This window comes from Vibrio sp. YT-17, assembly GCF_033337375.1.
GTDB lineage: Bacteria > Pseudomonadota > Gammaproteobacteria > Enterobacterales > Vibrionaceae > Vibrio > Vibrio alginolyticus.
This window is the reverse complement of sequence record NZ_JAWOQP010000003.1, coordinates 240,303-258,815: the sequence shown is the minus strand read 5'-3', so window position 1 is coordinate 258,815 and position 18,513 is coordinate 240,303. Positions and strand designations below refer to the sequence as shown.

At 45.3% G+C, this 18,513-nt stretch carries 19 protein-coding genes; 6 read left to right on the top strand and 13 right to left on the bottom strand.

Annotation, left to right across the window (positions count from 1 at the left end):
- Nucleotides 1-32 precede the first annotated feature (32 nt).
- Together R7F67_RS04950 and R7F67_RS04945 are read right to left on the bottom strand one after the other, a co-directional pair.
- Nucleotides 33-575: an AAA family ATPase gene (locus R7F67_RS04950; RefSeq protein WP_199267655.1), complete on the bottom strand. Its 543-nt coding sequence runs from the start codon at nucleotides 573-575 to the stop codon at nucleotides 33-35.
- A 289-nt stretch (nucleotides 576-864) separates the two neighbouring features.
- Nucleotides 865-2,208, bottom strand: a complete 1,344-nt coding sequence (locus R7F67_RS04945) for a magnesium transporter (protein ID WP_132937217.1) — start codon at nucleotides 2,206-2,208, stop codon at nucleotides 865-867.
- Nucleotides 2,209-2,423: 215 nt separating this feature from the next.
- On the opposite strand from R7F67_RS04945, the gene R7F67_RS04940 reads away from it, so the two are divergent.
- The gene (locus R7F67_RS04940; RefSeq protein ID WP_047101465.1) at nucleotides 2,424-3,299 is read left to right on the top strand and encodes a universal stress protein; all 876 of its coding nucleotides are present in this window, start codon (nucleotides 2,424-2,426) and stop codon (nucleotides 3,297-3,299) included.
- A 43-nt stretch (nucleotides 3,300-3,342) separates the two neighbouring features.
- Here the strand turns inward: R7F67_RS04940 and R7F67_RS04935 are convergent, their stop codons facing one another.
- Both R7F67_RS04935 and R7F67_RS04930 read right to left on the bottom strand, forming a co-directional pair.
- Nucleotides 3,343-3,732 (bottom strand): MazG nucleotide pyrophosphohydrolase domain-containing protein, encoded by a 390-nt coding sequence (locus R7F67_RS04935; RefSeq protein WP_047101463.1) that lies wholly within the window; start codon nucleotides 3,730-3,732, stop codon nucleotides 3,343-3,345.
- Between the two features lie 26 nt (nucleotides 3,733-3,758).
- The gene (locus R7F67_RS04930) at nucleotides 3,759-4,187 is read right to left on the bottom strand and encodes a PaaI family thioesterase (RefSeq protein ID WP_031781242.1); all 429 of its coding nucleotides are present in this window, start codon (nucleotides 4,185-4,187) and stop codon (nucleotides 3,759-3,761) included.
- A gap of 211 nt (nucleotides 4,188-4,398) precedes the next feature.
- Between R7F67_RS04930 and gloA the strand changes: the two genes are divergently transcribed.
- On the top strand, nucleotides 4,399-4,785 hold the full coding sequence (gloA, locus tag R7F67_RS04925; RefSeq protein ID WP_005376490.1) for a lactoylglutathione lyase: 387 nt from the start codon (nucleotides 4,399-4,401) through the stop codon (nucleotides 4,783-4,785).
- Nucleotides 4,786-4,796: 11 nt separating this feature from the next.
- Nucleotides 4,797-5,897 (top strand): alkene reductase, encoded by a 1,101-nt coding sequence (locus tag R7F67_RS04920; RefSeq protein WP_136977151.1) that lies wholly within the window; start codon nucleotides 4,797-4,799, stop codon nucleotides 5,895-5,897.
- A gap of 117 nt (nucleotides 5,898-6,014) precedes the next feature.
- Here R7F67_RS04920 and R7F67_RS04915 read toward each other — a convergent pair whose 3' ends face one another.
- Nucleotides 6,015-6,290: a nitrogenase-stabilizing/protective protein NifW gene (locus R7F67_RS04915; RefSeq protein WP_033906505.1), complete on the bottom strand. Its 276-nt coding sequence runs from the start codon at nucleotides 6,288-6,290 to the stop codon at nucleotides 6,015-6,017.
- Between the two features lie 241 nt (nucleotides 6,291-6,531).
- On the opposite strand from R7F67_RS04915, the gene R7F67_RS04910 reads away from it, so the two are divergent.
- The gene (locus tag R7F67_RS04910) at nucleotides 6,532-8,382 is read left to right on the top strand and encodes an acyltransferase family protein (protein ID WP_176311534.1); all 1,851 of its coding nucleotides are present in this window, start codon (nucleotides 6,532-6,534) and stop codon (nucleotides 8,380-8,382) included.
- 80 nt (nucleotides 8,383-8,462) lie between these two features.
- On the opposite strand, the gene R7F67_RS04905 is transcribed toward R7F67_RS04910, so the two are convergent.
- The 4 genes from R7F67_RS04905 to R7F67_RS04890 form a co-directional block, all read right to left on the bottom strand.
- A complete protein-coding gene (locus R7F67_RS04905) occupies nucleotides 8,463-8,933 on the bottom strand; it encodes an RES family NAD+ phosphorylase (protein ID WP_064369281.1) in 471 nt (156 codons plus the stop codon).
- 1 nt (nucleotide 8,934) lies between these two features.
- Nucleotides 8,935-9,387, bottom strand: a complete 453-nt coding sequence (locus tag R7F67_RS04900; RefSeq protein WP_017820987.1) for an antitoxin Xre/MbcA/ParS toxin-binding domain-containing protein — start codon at nucleotides 9,385-9,387, stop codon at nucleotides 8,935-8,937.
- Between the two features lie 165 nt (nucleotides 9,388-9,552).
- Entirely contained in the window at nucleotides 9,553-11,727 is a 2,175-nt protein-coding gene (gene katG / locus R7F67_RS04895; RefSeq protein ID WP_213891369.1) for a catalase/peroxidase HPI, read from the bottom strand.
- A gap of 186 nt (nucleotides 11,728-11,913) precedes the next feature.
- The gene (locus R7F67_RS04890) at nucleotides 11,914-13,455 is read right to left on the bottom strand and encodes a glutamate synthase-related protein (protein ID WP_318057060.1); all 1,542 of its coding nucleotides are present in this window, start codon (nucleotides 13,453-13,455) and stop codon (nucleotides 11,914-11,916) included.
- Nucleotides 13,456-13,611: 156 nt separating this feature from the next.
- Between R7F67_RS04890 and R7F67_RS04885 the strand changes: the two genes are divergently transcribed.
- The gene (locus R7F67_RS04885; protein WP_005376501.1) at nucleotides 13,612-14,091 is read left to right on the top strand and encodes an aminoacyl-tRNA deacylase; all 480 of its coding nucleotides are present in this window, start codon (nucleotides 13,612-13,614) and stop codon (nucleotides 14,089-14,091) included.
- Nucleotides 14,092-14,266: 175 nt separating this feature from the next.
- Here R7F67_RS04885 and R7F67_RS04880 read toward each other — a convergent pair whose 3' ends face one another.
- From R7F67_RS04880 to R7F67_RS04870, 3 genes are all read right to left on the bottom strand, one after another.
- Nucleotides 14,267-15,679: a coniferyl aldehyde dehydrogenase gene (locus R7F67_RS04880; RefSeq protein ID WP_132937213.1), complete on the bottom strand. Its 1,413-nt coding sequence runs from the start codon at nucleotides 15,677-15,679 to the stop codon at nucleotides 14,267-14,269.
- Between the two features lie 125 nt (nucleotides 15,680-15,804).
- Nucleotides 15,805-16,377: a GNAT family N-acetyltransferase gene (locus R7F67_RS04875; RefSeq protein ID WP_047101443.1), complete on the bottom strand. Its 573-nt coding sequence runs from the start codon at nucleotides 16,375-16,377 to the stop codon at nucleotides 15,805-15,807.
- A 104-nt stretch (nucleotides 16,378-16,481) separates the two neighbouring features.
- On the bottom strand, nucleotides 16,482-16,940 hold the full coding sequence (locus R7F67_RS04870) for an NUDIX hydrolase (RefSeq protein ID WP_191115916.1): 459 nt from the start codon (nucleotides 16,938-16,940) through the stop codon (nucleotides 16,482-16,484).
- A 168-nt stretch (nucleotides 16,941-17,108) separates the two neighbouring features.
- Between R7F67_RS04870 and R7F67_RS04865 the strand changes: the two genes are divergently transcribed.
- Nucleotides 17,109-18,014, top strand: a complete 906-nt coding sequence (locus R7F67_RS04865; RefSeq protein WP_318057059.1) for a DMT family transporter — start codon at nucleotides 17,109-17,111, stop codon at nucleotides 18,012-18,014.
- Nucleotides 18,015-18,093: 79 nt separating this feature from the next.
- Here the strand turns inward: R7F67_RS04865 and R7F67_RS04860 are convergent, their stop codons facing one another.
- On the bottom strand, nucleotides 18,094-18,408 hold the full coding sequence (locus R7F67_RS04860) for a DMT family transporter (protein ID WP_005376506.1): 315 nt from the start codon (nucleotides 18,406-18,408) through the stop codon (nucleotides 18,094-18,096).
- Nucleotides 18,409-18,513 lie beyond the last annotated feature (105 nt).

The window sequence follows — 18,513 nt, the reverse complement described above, 5'->3', positions numbered from 1 at the left end:
CGCCTTACGCATTTGTTTGCATCAATCATCTTTTAGCCTTGTTCGATAACTGAGCCGAGAATAAACGCTACTCTGTCTTCGACTGACATTTTGGGCACTTCGATCAATTGATAACCAAATTTGTGATAAGCGTTGACCATCTGTTGATACGTAGCCACCGCTTCAGAAAAATCTTGCTTTCGCTCTTCGTCATTGCTGAATATCGATGCCCAAGGTGGAAAAATGAACACTTGAGAATGATAACGAAGCGTCTGGCAATGCGTGATGAGCTCATGCGAGATTGGCAGTTGTTCCAACTTACTGTAGCCATATACGTCCACAATACTGCGATCAAAAAACACATTCCCTTGGTGGACATTGAAAGCTCGGTAATTGCTCACTTCTGCCTTCACCATTTCGTCTCGAAAAGCTTGTTTGTCATTCCAAGGTAATGCTGAACCGTGATTGGCAACCTGCGTTTGTATCACGTGACGACCGGTTTCTGGCGCGCAGATAAAGCCTTGTGTTTTTAGCTGTTCGATTACCGAAGTTTTCCCTGCACCGGAACCACCAGTGAATACGATGAGTTTATTCAAAATTGTTTCCTTATTTTTTGTTTGAGTGAAGTAATGCGTGTACAGCCAAGAAAATGGGCATCATCTGGCGTTTGAAATTGGCATTTGGCACGCCAGCGTTAAGCGAGATCGGTAGTGGGAAATTTGGGGAATAGAACTGGGCAGTGAAGAGATATACAAAGTAAGAACCGAAACGACGTGTTCATCGGTTATGGAAAACGGAGGAATGCTGAGTGAAGCAAGCTCGCCCAAAATACTGGGTTGGGAAATGGTGCGATTGGTTCTGCTAGTTAACGCGTCAATTGGATATCTATATCAAGAAAATGGCACCTAAGCCTAAGAACGCAAAGAAACCGACGACATCGGTAACGGTCGTCAATACTACCGAGCCAGCCACGGCGGGGTCAATGTTAAACTTCTTCAACGTGAATGGTATCAACGTACCCGATGCCGCGGCCGCCAAACTATTGAGGAAAATGGCACAGCAAATAATAAGCGCCAATGGCAAAGAGTCAAACACCATGTAAACGACACCCGCGATCACCAATCCCATAATTAAACCATTAATGGTGGCGATTTTTAATTCCTTATTCACCAATAGCTTCAAGTTACTTTGGTGCAAGTGGTTTAGTGCGATACCTCGAATGGCCACCGCTAAGGTTTGGCTACCCGCGATGCCGCCCATGCTCGCCACGACAGGCATTAAGATCGCAAGCGCAACGACTTGCTCGACCACATTATCAAAAAGCCCAATGATGGCGGAGGCTACGAAAGCGGTCAGCAAGTTAATCACCAACCAAAGTGCTCTTAGCCTTGTCGCCACGCTTAATGGTGTAAACAAATCTTCTTCGCTTCGTACGTTTTCTGCCACTACAGCTTGTAGGCTGAGTTCACGCAAGGTAATCGCGATGGTCGCCATCGACAAGACGCCCATAATTTTGCCACCAGCCATGATAGGAAACCAATGTGCTCCACCATCAATCGAGACTTGTTTGCTGACGCTTTGAATCGTTTGAATATCTTCTAGAATTGGCGTAACTACGGTCAAGTCGGTAAGTTTGATATGATTTTCGTGCAGCAACAGGGTTTGCGGCTCTATCGTACCAATCACACCACTTGCATCACGCACAATAATCAACCGCACTGGACTTTGCCCACGTTTTAGCAGCTCGGTTTTGATGCCTCCTACGCTGTTTTTAGGGTTTGCGACCAGAAAGTGAGGCTCGGCATAACGTCCAACTTTGTTGTCTTCATACGACAATGCTTGTTGGATATGCGCGACAGACTCTTCACTTTGATCAATAAGGTATTCATCTACAAATTCGGTCGGTAGAAAGTCTGCAAAGATGATCAGTTCCGAATCCGTGATGTACGCTAAGCGTTCATGTTGCAGCTCTTTGTTGAGTGATTGATGAATGTGCTTGGCGGTGTCGTATCGCAGCAAATTTAATACCGTCCAGTACTTCTCTGGCGGCACTGCTTCTATGACACGCTTACGGTAAGCAATGTTGACCGATTCCAAAATGTTCGCAATCTGTGCTTCTTGATAGTCTTTCAAAAAGCTCAAGTCTTCGGTCGATTCTATCGCTTTAATGATCTCAGCAAGCAAATGTGGCACTTTGCGGTTAATTTGCAATTGGTTGGAATCTATCATTACTTTTACCTATAGCTTTCACTACCACATTCGCCGCATTGACGATATGTGCTATCCGAAGGCATGAATTCTTGATGTTAAAATTCTAGGCGATAGTTGACTTAATTGCGGAATTTATATTTCGCTCGCAGAAACAAAACGCCTCTGCATCAGTTCATGGTATAGACTTGAATGTGTGTCAGGCTCATTCGCCTTGTTTGATAATGGAGTAATCAATGGCACCTGTATTTTTTCTGACTCAGCAGGCCGCCTTACCAAGTCGTAAGGTGCTTCGTAAAGTGATTCAATTTTCGACAGCGTTGGCTCAGCCTATTGTGGTTTTAGTGGAAGACCATCGCCGAAGTGAAGATCACGCATTCGCTCATTTTCTCAGTTTCAACTCTGACCATATAGAAAAAAGACAAGCTGAGTTTGAAGCTTGGACCTTAAAGTTCAACGCATTAATTGTCGAACTTTGTGAAGAAGAAGAGCTTGAAACGCCAACGCTCTCTTACGAGCATTTCAAAGGGAGTCATTGGGTTGAGCAAGTTGCGAAACGACTTGTTGACCACACTGACTTACTGCTCGTGGGACACTTTAACAAACACGAGATTCAAACGATGCTCACAGAACTAGCACAACAAGATTGCGACTTGTTGCTACTGAGTGAGCGTTCATGGCCTTCTCACGCCAACATGCTTTGTGCAATCGACCCACTTCATCGAGGGGATGAAAAGTCGATAGTAGATAAAGCCATCGTCTCGCGAGGCTCAAAATTAGAACAAACCTTAAGCGGGAAAATGACGCTCGTTTACTGCCGATACGTCGCGCCATACCTCTCTCGCTATCGTGCAGAGATATTAAGCAACCAAAAAGCAGGCATTACAGATTTTATTAGTGCGCAAAGGTTAACTCGAGTACCACTACTGCTGCCAGAAGGAAACCCTGAAACGGCGTTACCAAAAGCAGTTAAGCAATCACAAGCAGCGATTTTGATTATGGGGGCATGTAAACGAAGCATGTCATCTCAATTTTGGTCTGGCAGCACTGTAGACACGTTACTTGATCAACCACCTTGTGACCTACTGTTGGTCAACAGCTCCAAGGGCTGACTAGGTATTCCCTATTAACCTATCCTTTCAATACCAAGCGCAGTTATTGGCTCTTTACATCTTCTAACTGCGCGGCTTCATGTTCCGCGTTCAAGGCTTGTTTCTGCTGCTGTTTTATCTCATCCCAACTGCGTCCCGATTCAATCGCAGATACACGCTGCTCGTATTTAGTGCAGGCTCTTTCGAGTACTTTCTCAGGATCTATACCCTTTTCTCTTTCCAGCGCTTTTAATACGTTAAGGTAGTTCCACAACACATCGCCTAACTCGTCTTCCAAATGACAAAGGCGATCCTCGCGAATCTCTTCGCGGACTTCATCAACTTCTTTGCCAATGGCCTCCAGATAAGTCTCTACGCCTTTAAACCAAGTATTGGTTTGGTCATATTGAGATTTTCTCGTCGCAATTGCATACAGCTCATCAAATTTCTTCATTGCCTCTCCGTAGAACACGTTTTTATTTATGCCTTTTTAGGACGAATAAACTTCCCTTTAGCCGTCACTCTAACTTCGCTTTCGACCCGCAATTGAGCCACCAGTTGATATATACCGCGTCGTTCACCTTCACAGTGTGCAGTAATCGTGACTCGATCATCTAACTGAATAGGTGCATGGTAGCGCACATCCAACTGCGCCGTAAGGGCTTGAATGTCTCTAGATAACAAACAATGCGTCATTGCACCATCGAGAAGCGAACTGGCAATACCACCATGCAACAGGTCTGTGTAACCTTGATGACGCGGTAAAACGTGAAACTCTCCGACAACAGAGCCATCGGCTAGGTATTGGTAGTTCACGGCCAAAGAGTTCGGATTCACATTAATTGAAGAACAAACCGCACATTGATGATGAGACTCGTGAGTGTAATGACAGTAGCTGTTTGTGGACATGATAGTTACTCGGTTTCTCAAAAGAGTAATTAGCATATGCCAATAATTAAAAAGAAACGGCGAGTAATCTTTGTTTGCATGTTGCAGGGCCAGCAACCTCGCTTTTCATAACACTAAATAATCATTTTAATAATTAACGATAATTTCCAGTTTATTTAGAGTGACGATATGGTTTGCATAGTGATTACGCAACGTTATGAAAAGGCGACTTATGAAGTTTCTCCACACGATGATCCGTGTAGCTGACCTAGACAAATCTATCGAATTTTATACAAAAGTTCTGGGAATGAGTGTTTTGGATCGTTTTGAAAACCAAGAATACCGTTACTCACTGGTGTTTGTTGGTAACCCTGATCAACCAGATGGCGCGACCATCGAGCTAACTTATAACTGGGATACCGACAGTTACGACTTGGGTAACGCATTCGGACACATGGCACTGGGGTCTGAAGATATTTACGCCGCTTGCGAAAAAATTAAAGCGCTTGGTGGCAACGTTACTCGCGAGCCAGGTCCAATGAAAGGCGGAGAAACTCACATCGCGTTCATTAAAGATCCCGATGGTTACCAAATCGAACTCATCCAAACTCAAAAATAACGAGGTTTCCTATGACAGACGCATTATTTCAACCCATTCAACTTGGCTCTCTCTCATTAAAAAACCGTATCGTTATGCCTCCGATGACGCGCTCTCGTGCTTCTCAACCAGGTAATATCGCTAACGACATGATGGCGACCTACTATGCTCAACGTGCTGAAGCGGGCCTAATCGTTGCTGAAGGCACACAAATTTCGCCAATGGGTCAAGGCTATGCATGGACACCAGGCATTTACAGCCCAGAGCAAATTGCTGGCTGGAAAAAAGTAACTGCTGCAGTGCACGAGAAAGGCGGCGTTATCTTCGCGCAATTATGGCACGTTGGTCGTGTGACTCACCCTGATAACATTGGCGGTGAGCAACCTATTTCTTCTTCTGCGCTAAAAGCAGAAAACGTGAAAGTATTTGTCGATAACGGCACAGACGAACCGGGTTTTGTCGACGTGGTTGTGCCACGTGAAATGACCAAACAAGACATCAAGAACGTTATTGAAGAGTACCGCCAAGCCGCACTAAACGCGATGGAAGCCGGATTCGATGGTATCGAGCTTCATGCAGCGAATGGCTACTTGGTTAACCAGTTTATCGATTCTGAAGCGAATAACCGCACCGATGAATACGGTGGCTCTATTGAAAACCGTCTGCGTTTTCTTGGTGAAGTGATAGAAGCGATGACGCAAGCTATTGGCGCTGAGCGCGTTGGTGTTCGTCTTGCACCATTCACTTCGTTAAATGGCACCGTTGATAGTACGCCAGTCGAAACCTACACCGCCGCTGCAGCGCTGCTTGATAAACTCAATGTGGTTTACATTCACATTGCAGAAGTGGATTGGGACGACGCGCCAGACACTCCGCACAACTTTAAAACCGCAGTTCGTGAGGCGTACAAAGGTACACTGATTTATGCCGGTCGTTACAACGATGAAAAGGCGCAACACGCGATCGAAAGTGGTTTAGCTGACATGATTGGCTTTGGCCGTCCGTTTGTTGCAAACCCCGACTTACCAAGCCGCATCAAGCATGGCTATCCACTGGCAGAACATGACCCTGCCACATTGTTCGGCGGCGGTGAAAAAGGCTTAGTGGACTACCCTGCGTACCACGCGGGTTAATTCATCTACGTAAAGCTGATTCGCAACTCGCGACAAACCAATAGCGAAACCAAAAGAACCTTGCTCTTCCCCCTGTAACGCCAAGATGCAGGGTTCTTTTTAGGCAAGCCATCAGAATTAACGTCTTTGACAAGATGTACAACCTCGACACGCAGAGCGCGTCTTTTTACTGAGCAAACTGCGTTGTACTTTACAGTAAGCATTCTTTAAAGCACGACGACCTGAAAACCAATCATCCGGTTTAGTGAGGATTAAGTAGCCGTGAAACCTCTTAACCAACTCGGTTCGATTGTTTTCGATAAATCGGCTATCAAACTCGATGTCGAAGTAATTCAAAGCCTCTTCGATACAAGTAAAGCTGGCAATTTTTTCCTGAATCGTATTCTCTGTCATCGTTTCTTTAGCGTAATCATTTTCAATGGAGTCTAAGTGCCTCGCGCTTTACGTTCTTTGATTTAGCGCTTCTTAAGATCATTCTTTATGGGTTTTCCATATTGAAATTCAATTTGGGAATTCGTTAACCCACCTAGCATTTTCATTTTGACAATCACTTTAAGGCACTGATTTAAATAAACATTATTTCTGGTTCATATTTTGCTCTACTTCATTAAACGGAATGTTGGAGCAACACGATATGACTTACAGAGCAGAAGTAGACGGATTAAGGGCGATTGCTGTCACGTTGGTGATTTTGTTTCATGCAGGAGTTGAGCAATTCGCTGGTGGCTTTATTGGCGTCGACGTGTTCTTTGTGATCAGCGGCTATTTGATCACTATCATCGTGATTAACGACTTAGAAAACCAGAAGTTCAGCCTTGGTGATTTTTATGAGCGACGCATTCGTCGCATACTCCCCCTCTTACTAGTGGTGATCGCCGTCAGCTATTTGATGTCTTGGTGGCTATTTTTGCCGCAAGCACACAAAGACGTTGGTCAATTTGCAGTGTCTTCCATTCTTTCCGCATCCAACATTCTTCTGTATTTAAAAGGCCACAATTACTTCGGTTTAGAAGATCAAGCCAACCCGCTGTTTCACACTTGGAGCTTGGGCGTTGAAGAACAATACTACATTGTCATTCCTTTGCTACTCATGCTACTCGCTCGTGGCAAAAACGCGTTTTACCTGACTTTTTTTATCACGGTATTTGCGCTGAGTTTGATGACTATTGTCTACGCGAGCAACGATCCTGATTTCGCTTTTTACATGATCTTCTCTCGTGCTTGGGAACTGGCAACCGGTTCATTACTCGCATTAGTGATGAGAAAAGTCCAAGTTCAATCTAACGATACTCTAGCAACCATTGGCATCGTTTTGATATTGGCTTCCGCGCTTTTGTTTGAAAAATCGCAAGATGGCGCGGGCATTACGCTGCTGGTGCCGGTCATCGGTAGCGCGTTGGTGATTTTGTTTGCCTCTAAAGACAATGTCTGCGGTAGATTACTGAGCCTAAAGTGGGTCGTGTTCGTCGGCTTAATCAGCTACAGCTTATACTTGTGGCACATTCCATTATTTGTCTTTTACCGCTACGTGTTGGACGCAACACAAGACGTCAATATCCCGCTTTACGTTATCGCTCTTTTTGTACTGTCTTACTTCACTTGGCGCTTTATTGAAAAGCCGTTCCGTAGCCGAAAAGCCATGAGCATGCGCACTGTGTCCGCGGTTATTGTGTTGTTGACGTTGCCCTTGCTAACGTTCGGCGTTATCGGTCATCAAAACGGTGGTTTTCCAGAAAGAAGCGTATTTTTCGAGGCCATGCGCGTTAACAACGGTTATGGTTTAGATTGCAACGGCAACACCAACGTTAACGATGTGTGCTCGTCTGCGCCGCAGCCCGCCATCGCTGTGTTAGGCAATAGTCACAGCATGGTTTACGTGAAGCGTCTATCCGAAGTAACACCAACTGGCGTGGTACAACTTACTCAAGATTCCTGTGCGGTCGGTTATGTCGACACCATCAAAGGCGCTGGCTCAGTTCCTTGCCGACAGTTCTTTAATGAGGCTGTCGATACCATTCTAAGTACCCCTTCCATTCGTCGCGTTGTTATCTCTTCTAATTTCAATAAAGAGCTTTCACAAGCCGATTATGAAGCATCATTAACCAAATTATTGAATGAACTGAAAGGAAAGGAAGTGGTCGTTTTTGGTCCAACCCCTTCTGCACCGTTTGCGGTAGGAGAATGCCTTTGGAAAGCGCGTTTGTTTGGCGAGACAGAAGAGTCTGCCTGCGACTTTTCTCCCAAACAACATCACCCTCGAAACGTGGCGAAGTTAGTGAACTACTTTGAGCAATTTGAGCACGTTGAGTTTGTCGACTTGACCGATGCCATTTGCAGAAGTGGCGTATGTCGAATGAAAGTTGGTACAAACAATGCGATGTATACGGATGACAGCCATTTATCTTACAAAGGTGCTGAGTTGGTGCTTGGGCATTACCTCAACACTACAAATGAAGCGCAACAGTTCACTTACGACCGACAATAACCAAGGAAATAAACTTTTATGCTTCAGCGCTTATCTCAGGTAAGCGCTGAATGCTTTAAAGCAAGACAAAACCAGCACGTCTATTTGAAAATGCGCGGATCAAACGCGAAATCGAGCTTTTCGGCTTTCTTGATGATCTCTTTTATTTTGGGATGATTTGGATTAACCACGTAGTTTTTATCACGAGGTGAAATCGTTGAAGGCACTTGCAGCGCGGCAAACTCTGGATGAGGATCATTGAGAAACTGATCACCAATGTACTGCGTAGACTCGCTCGCCGGTATTGCTCGCCACGTCACAGGGAGATCTTCTTCATCTAAGGTGGCGATGAGGTATTCTGGCATTTCAATACGATATAAATCGTAAAGTTTGGTGATAGCAGGATCGTTGTTTACGTGCACAAACACTTCCAACGAGCAAAGGGATTCCGATTCAGAGAAGTAGAGGGCTTCGGTTCCTTTTGAGTTCCATCGCCCTCCAAATAACTTTGCGCCAACGGGGCTGAATGGCGTGTCAGCAAATTTCTTTTGTGTGAGACGATAGAGCTTCATATTACGAGAATACCCCGTGCTCTAAACGGCCGATCAAATCTTTTACGATTTCAAAATCCACCGTGGTCGAGACCATATCAAGTGGACGTTTTCCACCTAAGCCATACACATTCTCTCTCATCCATTTTAACGCGCGCTCTTCGTCGTCAAACAGTTCTGTCGCGAGTTTCAATAACATCGCTAATCGATAGATTGCATCACTTTCTTGCGTATTGAAGCGCTCATCGTTTTTTAGACGACGCTTGATCGTGCTAACAGGTATCAATGTGACGTTTTGAAACTCACTCTGAGAAAGCTTCACACGCTCAACAATATTGCGATACACCTTTGGCTCAAAGCCTTTGTGAACCGCATCAGTGCGACCTGTTTCAGCGTCTTCAATACCCAACATAAACCAGAAATTGGCTTTATGAGGTTGTTTCGGTTTGAAGCTTTTTAATGCTGCAGTTGCCATATCAAGCTCCTATGGTTCATATGGTCCAGTTATTATGGTTCAAATGAGCTTAACTTTCAATCAAAGTAACAATCAAAGTAAAAAGATAGGTAAAGAAAAAGGCGAGCTTTTCGCCCGCCTCTCTTACTTATTCATCAACCCATCTACCGACGGGCATCGTTTCACTTATTGCAAGTCAAAACGATCCGCGTTCATGACTTTCGTCCATGCGGCGATGAAGTCATGGATGAATTTTTCCTGATTATCATCTTGCGCATACACTTCCGCATACGAACGCAGGATCGAGTTTGAACCAAAGACAAGATCCACTCGAGTAGCCGTCCACTTCACAGCGTCGGTTTTACGATCACGGATTTCATATTGATTAGCACTCACTGGTTTCCACGTATATGCCATGTCAGTAAGGTTCACGAAGAAATCATTCGACAAAGTGCCGACTCGCTCAGTAAATACGCCCTCTTTTCCACCGCCGTAGTTACTGCCTAGAACGCGCATACCACCGATAAGTACCGTCATTTCTGGCGCCGTTAGCCCCATAAGCTGAGCACGATCTAATAAAAGCTCTTCTGGCTTAACCGCGTAGTCTTTCTTCAACCAATTTCGGAAACCGTCAGCGACAGGCTCAAGAACTTCGAATGATTCAACATCCGTCATCTCTTGGGTGGCATCACCTCGGCCTGGCGCGAATGGCACACATACATCATGACCTGCGGCACGCGCAGCCAGTTCAATACCTACGTTCCCAGCAAGCACGATAGCGTCTGCAACACTACAGCCCTCTTCTGCTGCTATTTTTTCTAACACCGCAAGAACACGGCTTAGACGTTCAGGTTCGTTCCCTTGCCAATCTTTTTGTGGAGCCAAGCGAATTCTCGCGCCATTTGCACCGCCTCGGCGGTCAGAGCCACGGTAGGTACGCGCACTATCCCACGCCGTACTTACTAACTCACTAATGGATAGGCCACTTGCTTCAATTTTTGTTTTCACTAAATCGACATCGTAGTCTGTCTTACCTGCGGGCGTTGGGTCTTGCCAAATAAGATCTTCGCTTGGCACATCAGGGCCGAAATAACATGATTTTGGTCCTAGATCGCGGTGTGTCAACTTAAACCAGGCACGAGCAAAAACGTCATCAAAGTACGCAGGGTCATTTTGGAACTTTTCTGCAATCTTACGATATTCAGGGTCCATTTTGAGCGCCATATCGGCGTCGGTCATGATTGGATTGTAGCGCTTAGAACCGTCTTCAACATCGACAGGCTTGTCTTGTTCTTCAATGTCGATTGGCTCCCATTGCCATGCACCTGCTGGGCTCTTTTTCAGTTCCCAGTCATACTTAAATAGTAGGTGGAAGTATCCGTAGTCCCATTGTGTAGGGTGTGTTGTCCAAGCACCTTCAATGCCACTCGTTACCGCGTCACGGCCAATGCCACGTGTTTTGTGGTTAATCCAGCCAAGACCTTGCTCATGAACGTCTGCTGCTTCGGGCTCTGGGCCAAGGTTTGCGGCATCACCATTACCATGACACTTACCCACCGTGTGACCACCAGCTGTGAGCGCGACGGTTTCTTCATCGTTCATTGCCATTCGCGCAAAGGTCACTCGCATGTCATGTGCTGTTTTGAGAGGATCTGGGTTACCGTCTACCCCTTCAGGGTTCACATAGATAAGACCCATCATTACCGCAGCAAGCGGGTTTTCTAAATCTCGCTCACCAGAGTAGCGGCTGTTATCAGCGTCACTTGTGGCTAACCATTCTTGCTCAGACCCCCAGTAAGTGTCTTTTTCTGGGTGCCATATGTCCTCTCGTCCAAACGCAAAGCCAAAGGTCTTAAAACCCATGGATTCGTACGCCATGTTACCGGCAAGGACAATCAGGTCTGCCCAACTTAGTTTGTTGCCATATTTTTTCTTGATTGGCCATAAAAGGCGTCGAGCCTTATCGAGGTTGGCGTTATCTGGCCAAGAGTTGAGAGGAGCAAAGCGTTGGTTGCCTGTAGCAGCACCGCCACGACCATCCGCAATACGATAACTGCCCGCTGCATGCCATGCCATTCGGATCATTAAACCACCGTAGTGTCCCCAGTCGGCAGGCCACCAGTCTTGGCTATCAGTCATTAAATCTTTTAAATCTTTTTTAAGTGCTTCGACATCTAGCTTTTTCAGTTCTTCTTTGTAATTAAAGTCCTGACCAAATGGGTTGGTTTTGGAGTCGTGTTGATGCAGGATGTCTAAGTTCAAGGCATTCGGCCACCAATCCATCACCGACTTATCTGTAGATGTTTGCCCACCATGCATAACTGGACATTTACCTACCGAACCGCCGTTTGCTTTGCTCATATAATGCTCCTTCGTGTCGTGGTTGTGGTAACCACTCTTTGTTATTCAATAAATCGAATATCCACCTCAAACAGCGTAGTTCATACACTGTTTTTTTAGTTAACGCCAAGTCAAAATTTCAAACATTTCAGCGAATAAATAATTGTTATCAAACATGTACCTATATGCAGAAAATATGGATAGAGATCAGTTTAAGTCCATACCTGAATACTTAATCCCAGACAGCCTCGCCATGTTGTGATCCCAGGTCGCTAAATCATGATGACTAAATTCATTCAGAGCGTGATGACCACAAGCCCTCGCCATGACTTTCATGAGCTCGACCGAGGATTCGAAGAAATTTTTCAGTTGCTGGGATGACTTTTCAACGTCGAGACGCTGCCTCAAATCGGCATTTTGTGTCGCAATGCCTGCCGGGCAATTATTGGTGTTGCAGATGCGAGCCGCGACACAACCGATCGATTGCATCGCACTGTTTGCTATCGCTACTCCGTCTGCTCCAAGTGCCAACGCTTTGACAAAATCCGTAGGAACTCGCAACCCACCGGTGATGATTAATGTGACGCGGTCACTTGCACCTTTTTCATCTAAGTACTTACGTGCACGAGCTAATGCAGGAATGATGGGCACACTAATATGATCACGGAACATAGTTGGCGCCGCACCCGTGCCACCACCGCGACCATCTAAGATGATGTAATCAGCCCCAGCATCAAGCGCAAACTGAATGTCTTGCTCAATATGGTTGGCACTGAGTTTAAATCCAATTGGAATACCGCCTGTGATGCCACGAACTCTGTCAGCAAACTTTCTGAAATCGTGAGTAGTGTGAAGATCTTTGAACGTTGGTGGTGATATCGCTGGTTGTCCTTCGGGGATGCCTCTCACCTGAGAGATCTTACCTACATTTTTATTTGCAGGCAGATGACCACCCGTGCCCGTTTTTGCTCCTTGCCCACCTTTAAAGTGAAACGCCTGAACATTAAGAAGCTTAGATTCGTCGTAGCCAAATTGAGCGCTAGCAAGCTCATAGAAATACCGTGAATTGGCGGCTTGCTCTTCCGGTAACATGCCACCCTCACCAGAGCAAATCCCAGTCCCTGCCAACTCTGCACCTTTTGCTAGTGCAATTTTCGCTTCTTCCGAAAGCGCGCCAAAACTCATGTCCGACACCAACAAAGGAATGGCGAGTCTGAGCGGCTTACGCGCGTTTGGTCCCACAATCAACTCGGTAGACACAGGAACGTCTTCCAACAACGGTTGTGTCGCCATTTGCGCCACCATGATTTGTATAGCATCCCAATGTGGTAGCAAATGCCTAGGAACCCCCATTGCAGCCATCGGACCATGATGACCGAGTTTAGAGAGTCCTTCTCTCGCTAATTGGTGGATAAACTCGAGGGTTGGTTCTTCTTGAGTAGCAGACGCCGTTGGTTTGTCTCTTTTCTCTCGCTTTTGTTCCGGTCCCTCTTTACCGACTTGCTCTGCGGTAAATCGCTTGTGTGTACCATCACAAAAAGGAGCATTGGCGGTATGCTTACATTGGCAGAGATAGGCATCTTCGTCTTTTTCCGCACTAAAGCTCATTGGCTTTAAGCCGGTTCCCGAATGAGACCCATCGCAGTAAGGTTGTTTTTTAGAACGCCCACATCGGCAGAAGTAATATTCTTGCCCAGCTTTCAACTCTACTTTGATCGGCTTGTTATCAGCGATGATTGGCTTGCTCATGTTGCCCCCTATTTATTATTGTTAACCATGCTTTCTCGCTGGCTTGCAATAAGCGTAGAACAGGAGCGTAAAGAGCGTCAGTGTCGCCGAGTAAAATGCGCGATTGTCGCCCGACTAACCTATACTTTTTATGGGTCTCATACACGTGGAGGCTATATGACTATTGCAACCCGATTAGATGAATATTTGACTGAGCATAACATTCACTTTCAAACCGTGAATCACAGCCACAGTCATAGCTCGCTACAAAGTGGTGTTGCAGCAGGTGTGCCTTTAATGAATATCGCAAAAGGTGTGATTCTAGAGGATCATGAAGGGCGTCATATGATGGCGGTCTTACCTGCCAACAACAAAATCAGTTTGTCGAGATTAAACGACGAATTTAATGCCACCTTCCACTTGGTGAAAGAGCGTATGGTTTACCGACTCTTCACCGATTGTGAACACGGCGCTATTCCACCGATTGGTAGCCCTTACCACATGTCGACAGTTTGCGATGAAAGACTAGCAAACTTGGAACATGTCTACCTTGAAGCTGGCGATCATGAAACTCTGATTAAGCTGGACCGAAAGGCGTTTAAAGAACTGATGAACGACTGTAGATATCTAAGATTCAGCAGTGAAGTTCTGCATTAAACTTGCCAAGATATTTCGACATTTCCTGAACAAGGCTCTTTCAACAAGAGCCTTTCTTTGTTTTGTTGGTAGCACGCGATGGAAGTTTCTCGGACTTTGGTGCCCAGCGTTTCAGAGCATATAGAAACAAAAAACCGCCTATTCGGGCGGTTTTTTATCAATCAAATCATAATTATTATCGAACAAAGATCTTTTGGATCGCTTTTATCGCCATAGCCCTACGGCGCATTAATACGCTCGTTCTTGGCAACCATTTCGGTGTGTGAAGAATGGTTTTCGCATGACTAAAAGTTCTGAATCCTTCCTCTCCGTGATAATGCCCAATACCCGATTCACCAACGCCACCAAAAGGCGCATCTTCAGCGCCAACATGTAAAACCGTATCATTAACGCCGACGCCACCACTGTGGGTGTTGCGTACAATATGTTTGATGGTCGATTTGTCGTCCGACATAACATACAGCGCAAGTGGTCTTTGGTGCTGATTAATGTAGTCAATCGCTTCATCAACGGCATTGTAGGGCTTAACAGGTAGAAATGGCCCGAAGATCTCCTCTTGCATGATTCGCATATTCGGCGACACATCCGTGACCAAATGAGGATACAGAAGTCGTTCCTCTTGGGGCGACGCTTCAACAGTGTGAAGGTTAGCACCTTGCGCTTTTGCATCCTCAAGTAGCGCAGTCAAACGATCATATTGTCGTTGGTTGACAATATGGGTCAGCTTTTGATTCTTGTTGGATTTTAAATAGAGCTTTTCAAAACGTTTTAAGAATAGCGAAATGAACTCTTCGACACGTTCTTGCGGTACAAATGCGTAGTCAGGCGCGACACAAATCTGGCCTGCATTAATGCATTTACCAAACAAGATAGCATCAACGGCTTTCTTCATGTCTGCATCTTTTGCAATGATCACCGGGGACTTTCCACCCAACTCTAACGTCACCGGGGTAAGGTTTTCCGCTGCCGCTTTTGCCACTGCGCGACCAACACTCGTAGAACCCGTGAACAAAAGGTGATCGAATGGCAGTTGGCTGAATGCTTGTGCGACGTCTGCTTCACCCTCAAAAACTTCGACATACTCAGACAACCCACGGCAAATATCGACGATGACTTTATTGGTTTTTGGCGTAAATTCGCTGAGCTTCATCATCACGCGGTTGCCAGCAGCCAATGCTGTCACTAAAGGCGCAAGGCTCAAAATCACAGGAAAGTTCCACGGTGAAATGATCCCGACGACACCTAACGGTTGATACTGAACGGTGACTTTAGAAGGTGCGAGCAATAAGCCGGATTCGCGCTTGCTGGGTTTGCACCATTTTTTTAGTCGTTTGAGGGTATAATTAATATGCGAGACCGTTGGCAAAACGTCGGTCATGGCGGTATCAAATTCTGAGCGATAGCCAAAATCGTCACTTAACGCTTCAACCAAAGCTTGTTTGTTCTCAAGCAGCGATTTTTTTAACAAAACGAGGCGCTGTTTACGTTCATCCAAACTAGGATAAGGCTCGGCTGCATATGCCGCTTTTAAGCGTCCGAGGCTTTGCTGTAACAAGTTATCTACTTCAACCTCTGTGATTGCGTTCATGATGCTTCTCCTAGCCTAGTTTCTACCAATGACGCCCCAAGTTAACACGAGCGCAACAATGTTACTATTGTAGCGCTCGTGAAGTTAGAGTTCGAACTCTGATTAAAATATCTCTGGGGTGGATACTACATCAAACGTAGTTCATAAATGCCTAGTCGTTGAGAGCGGTCAAGCATATCGAACTCATGATCAACGTATTCTTTTAATGTGGCGCCTGCACGCTCAGCAATATTGATGCTAGCGATGTTATCTTCCATACAATGGAACTGAATGAATTGTGCGTGCCCTTTCTGCTTCAAAAAAGGGATCAATACTGCGAGCACTTGATCAATCACACGATGGCCTCGCCCATTGTTGGCAAGCCAGTAGCCAATTTCAGTAACACGCGTATGTGAATCCACACCTTTAATGCCAATAACACCCGTAAGCTGCTCATCAAAATAAATTGCACACCAGTGGGAATCCAGCGCGTTACTGTTCACTCGCTGGGAAATGTAGTTAACGGCCTCTCTATGATTCGTGACAGAATCCGTCCAAGGTAGATAGCCCTCAAGGCTCTCTCGGTGAGTGTTCACAACTTCTAGTAAAGCGGACGCGTGTTTCGTGTTGAGGGGCTCAATTGAGACCCTTTGCGAGACGGAAAAACGCTTCTGTAAGTGATTTCCTTGATACGTCTCTTGGCATGTGACTTCATCCATAGATGTTATTCCTTTTTATTGTGAACGCTCAGCGCAAATCCTAACGCTTCATTTTATGAGAACAAACCTCTCTATAAAAACTAATCAAAGCCGTTGCCGTTCATTTAGCCCTTTTGATCGATCAGCGTAAATGGCGTTAGTGATGCCACATCTACATAATGTTTCCATACATGTTCATATAGGTGATGCTGATTGGCAAACGGAGCCAGCTGCTTAGCTTCTTCAAGCGTACACCAGCGATACTCTGTATGCTCTTCGTTAAGAACAACTGATTGGTTAGGCGGACAAAATAGCACAAAACATGGGATAACCATGATAAGGTTATTTTTTGCTTCGTAGAACTGCTCTAGAAAGTCTGCTGTATGTAACTCAACTTGGTCAATTAGTGTCTCTTCTTTTAACTCTCTTAAAATGGTTTGCCACCCGGCTTCACCCGCTTCGATACCACCTGCAACATGGCACCAATAGCCACCTTTTACGCGTTTGAGTAACAACATTTTTTCTATGCCATCAATTTTTGAAATGACAACGCCTGAAACATGCGTTGCTTTTATCGGGATCATGTAAGCTCCTTAAATATCGAGTTTTTATTGTTACGCTGAGAGAGGCAGATTAATTGCTACGTATTCTACTGTTTATTCATCTTGCCGACAGAAGTGTTTGAGTTTAGAGGATTTAATCGCTAACTAAGTATGCTAAAGTGAGATCTGTCGCAACAAATGAGCAGTAAAATGTCCAATTCATTCAACACTATGATTCCCATCGGTGTGCGCTTTATGGTGCTTTCCGCGTTCGGCTTTGCTCTGATGTCGGCTACAGTAAAGCACGTCGGCAACTACGGTATCCCCGTTTTTGAAATCGTTGCAGCAAGAGCGCTCGTTTCACTTATCATTAGTTATTTCGATGTAAAGCGAAAACGAATTTCTTTATGGGGCAATAATAAGCCATTACTATTTGCACGCGGTGCTGTGGGCACGATGGCTCTGATGTGTGTATATTATTCAGTGACCACCTTACCTTTGGCAGAAGCGACGATATTCCAATATATTCATCCGGTATTTACTGCACTACTCGCCGTATTTTTCTTGAAAGAGAGCATCCAGCCGTCAACTTTCCTTTGTATTGCGTTGTGCTTACTCGGCATCTATATCATGGTAAGCCCAGAAACTGGGCAAGGCTCAGATAGCGCTTTACCAATGTTTAGCGTCATGATTGCGATCTTAGGCGCGTTTGGTAGCTCAATTGCCTACGTCATTGTCAGAAAACTGAGTCAGACAGAAGACAGCTCAGTGATCATTTTCTATTTCCCGTTGGTTGCTCTCCCCGCTTCACTCTTACTGATTGGCGACGATTTTGTAATGCCCGATCTATATCTGACTTTCATGTTGGTTCTAGTTGGTGTCTTTACCCAAATTGGACAATTGGGGTTAACCAAAGCGATGCAAACTCAACAAGCGGGTAAAGCCTCCGCTTATTCGTATATCCAGATCGTATTTTCTGTGTTGTTAGGCATCATTTTCTTTGGCGAGGTTCCGATCATTTGGACGTACGTCGGTGGCGGTCTGATTGTTACAGGCGCATTAATTAATGCGTTTGGTCATCACTTGCGATTACCTTTTGTTAAGCGCAACGCTTGATATACCTACCCAGAACCGTAAACACGACATTTAGAAAAACAGCCAGAGTGACTCTGGCTGTTTTGTGTTTAGCCTAACGTTAAGCTGATATTTTTAACCCTGCGATACCAGCGACAATCATTAGCAAGCTTAAGGCTTTGATAAGTGTTGCTGGCTCATTGAACAGATAAATACTCACGACTGCCGTGCCTATTGCGCCAATCCCTACCCATACGCCATAAGCAATGCCTAGAGGCAAGGTTCTTAACGCAATGCCAAGCAACCAAAAGCTCAATAACATAAAGACAATAGTGAATGCCGAAGCACCGAATTTGGTAAACCCTTGTGAATATTTAAGACCGACAGCCCATGCGATTTCACACAAGCCCGCAATGAAGAGAATTCCCCAAGCCATGTCACATTTCCCAACGAGATGGGGTCGTCCCCGAGAAAAGATAGAGCGGTGAGGTCGTCCTCACTTCTGATTGACTGCTTATTATATACAGAAATTTGAACATAA

Coding starts and splice junctions, on each gene's coding strand:
- R7F67_RS04945 (WP_132937217.1), bottom strand. CDS start 2,208: ATGATAGATTCCAACCAATTGCAAATTAACCGCAAAGTGCCACATTTG.
- R7F67_RS04940 (WP_047101465.1), top strand. CDS start 2,424: ATGGCACCTGTATTTTTTCTGACTCAGCAGGCCGCCTTACCAAGTCGT.
- R7F67_RS04935 (WP_047101463.1), bottom strand. CDS start 3,732: ATGAAGAAATTTGATGAGCTGTATGCAATTGCGACGAGAAAATCTCAA.
- R7F67_RS04930 (WP_031781242.1), bottom strand. CDS start 4,187: ATGTCCACAAACAGCTACTGTCATTACACTCACGAGTCTCATCATCAA.
- gloA (WP_005376490.1), top strand. CDS start 4,399: ATGAAGTTTCTCCACACGATGATCCGTGTAGCTGACCTAGACAAATCT.
- R7F67_RS04920 (WP_136977151.1), top strand. CDS start 4,797: ATGACAGACGCATTATTTCAACCCATTCAACTTGGCTCTCTCTCATTA.
- R7F67_RS04915 (WP_033906505.1), bottom strand. CDS start 6,290: ATGACAGAGAATACGATTCAGGAAAAAATTGCCAGCTTTACTTGTATC.
- R7F67_RS04910 (WP_176311534.1), top strand. CDS start 6,532: ATGACTTACAGAGCAGAAGTAGACGGATTAAGGGCGATTGCTGTCACG.
- R7F67_RS04905 (WP_064369281.1), bottom strand. CDS start 8,933: ATGAAGCTCTATCGTCTCACACAAAAGAAATTTGCTGACACGCCATTC.
- R7F67_RS04900 (WP_017820987.1), bottom strand. CDS start 9,387: ATGGCAACTGCAGCATTAAAAAGCTTCAAACCGAAACAACCTCATAAA.
- katG (WP_213891369.1), bottom strand. CDS start 11,727: ATGAGCAAAGCAAACGGCGGTTCGGTAGGTAAATGTCCAGTTATGCAT.
- R7F67_RS04890 (WP_318057060.1), bottom strand. CDS start 13,455: ATGAGCAAGCCAATCATCGCTGATAACAAGCCGATCAAAGTAGAGTTG.
- R7F67_RS04885 (WP_005376501.1), top strand. CDS start 13,612: ATGACTATTGCAACCCGATTAGATGAATATTTGACTGAGCATAACATT.
- R7F67_RS04880 (WP_132937213.1), bottom strand. CDS start 15,679: ATGAACGCAATCACAGAGGTTGAAGTAGATAACTTGTTACAGCAAAGC.
- R7F67_RS04875 (WP_047101443.1), bottom strand. CDS start 16,377: ATGGATGAAGTCACATGCCAAGAGACGTATCAAGGAAATCACTTACAG.
- R7F67_RS04870 (WP_191115916.1), bottom strand. CDS start 16,940: ATGATCCCGATAAAAGCAACGCATGTTTCAGGCGTTGTCATTTCAAAA.
- R7F67_RS04865 (WP_318057059.1), top strand. CDS start 17,109: ATGTCCAATTCATTCAACACTATGATTCCCATCGGTGTGCGCTTTATG.
- R7F67_RS04860 (WP_005376506.1), bottom strand. CDS start 18,408: ATGGCTTGGGGAATTCTCTTCATTGCGGGCTTGTGTGAAATCGCATGG.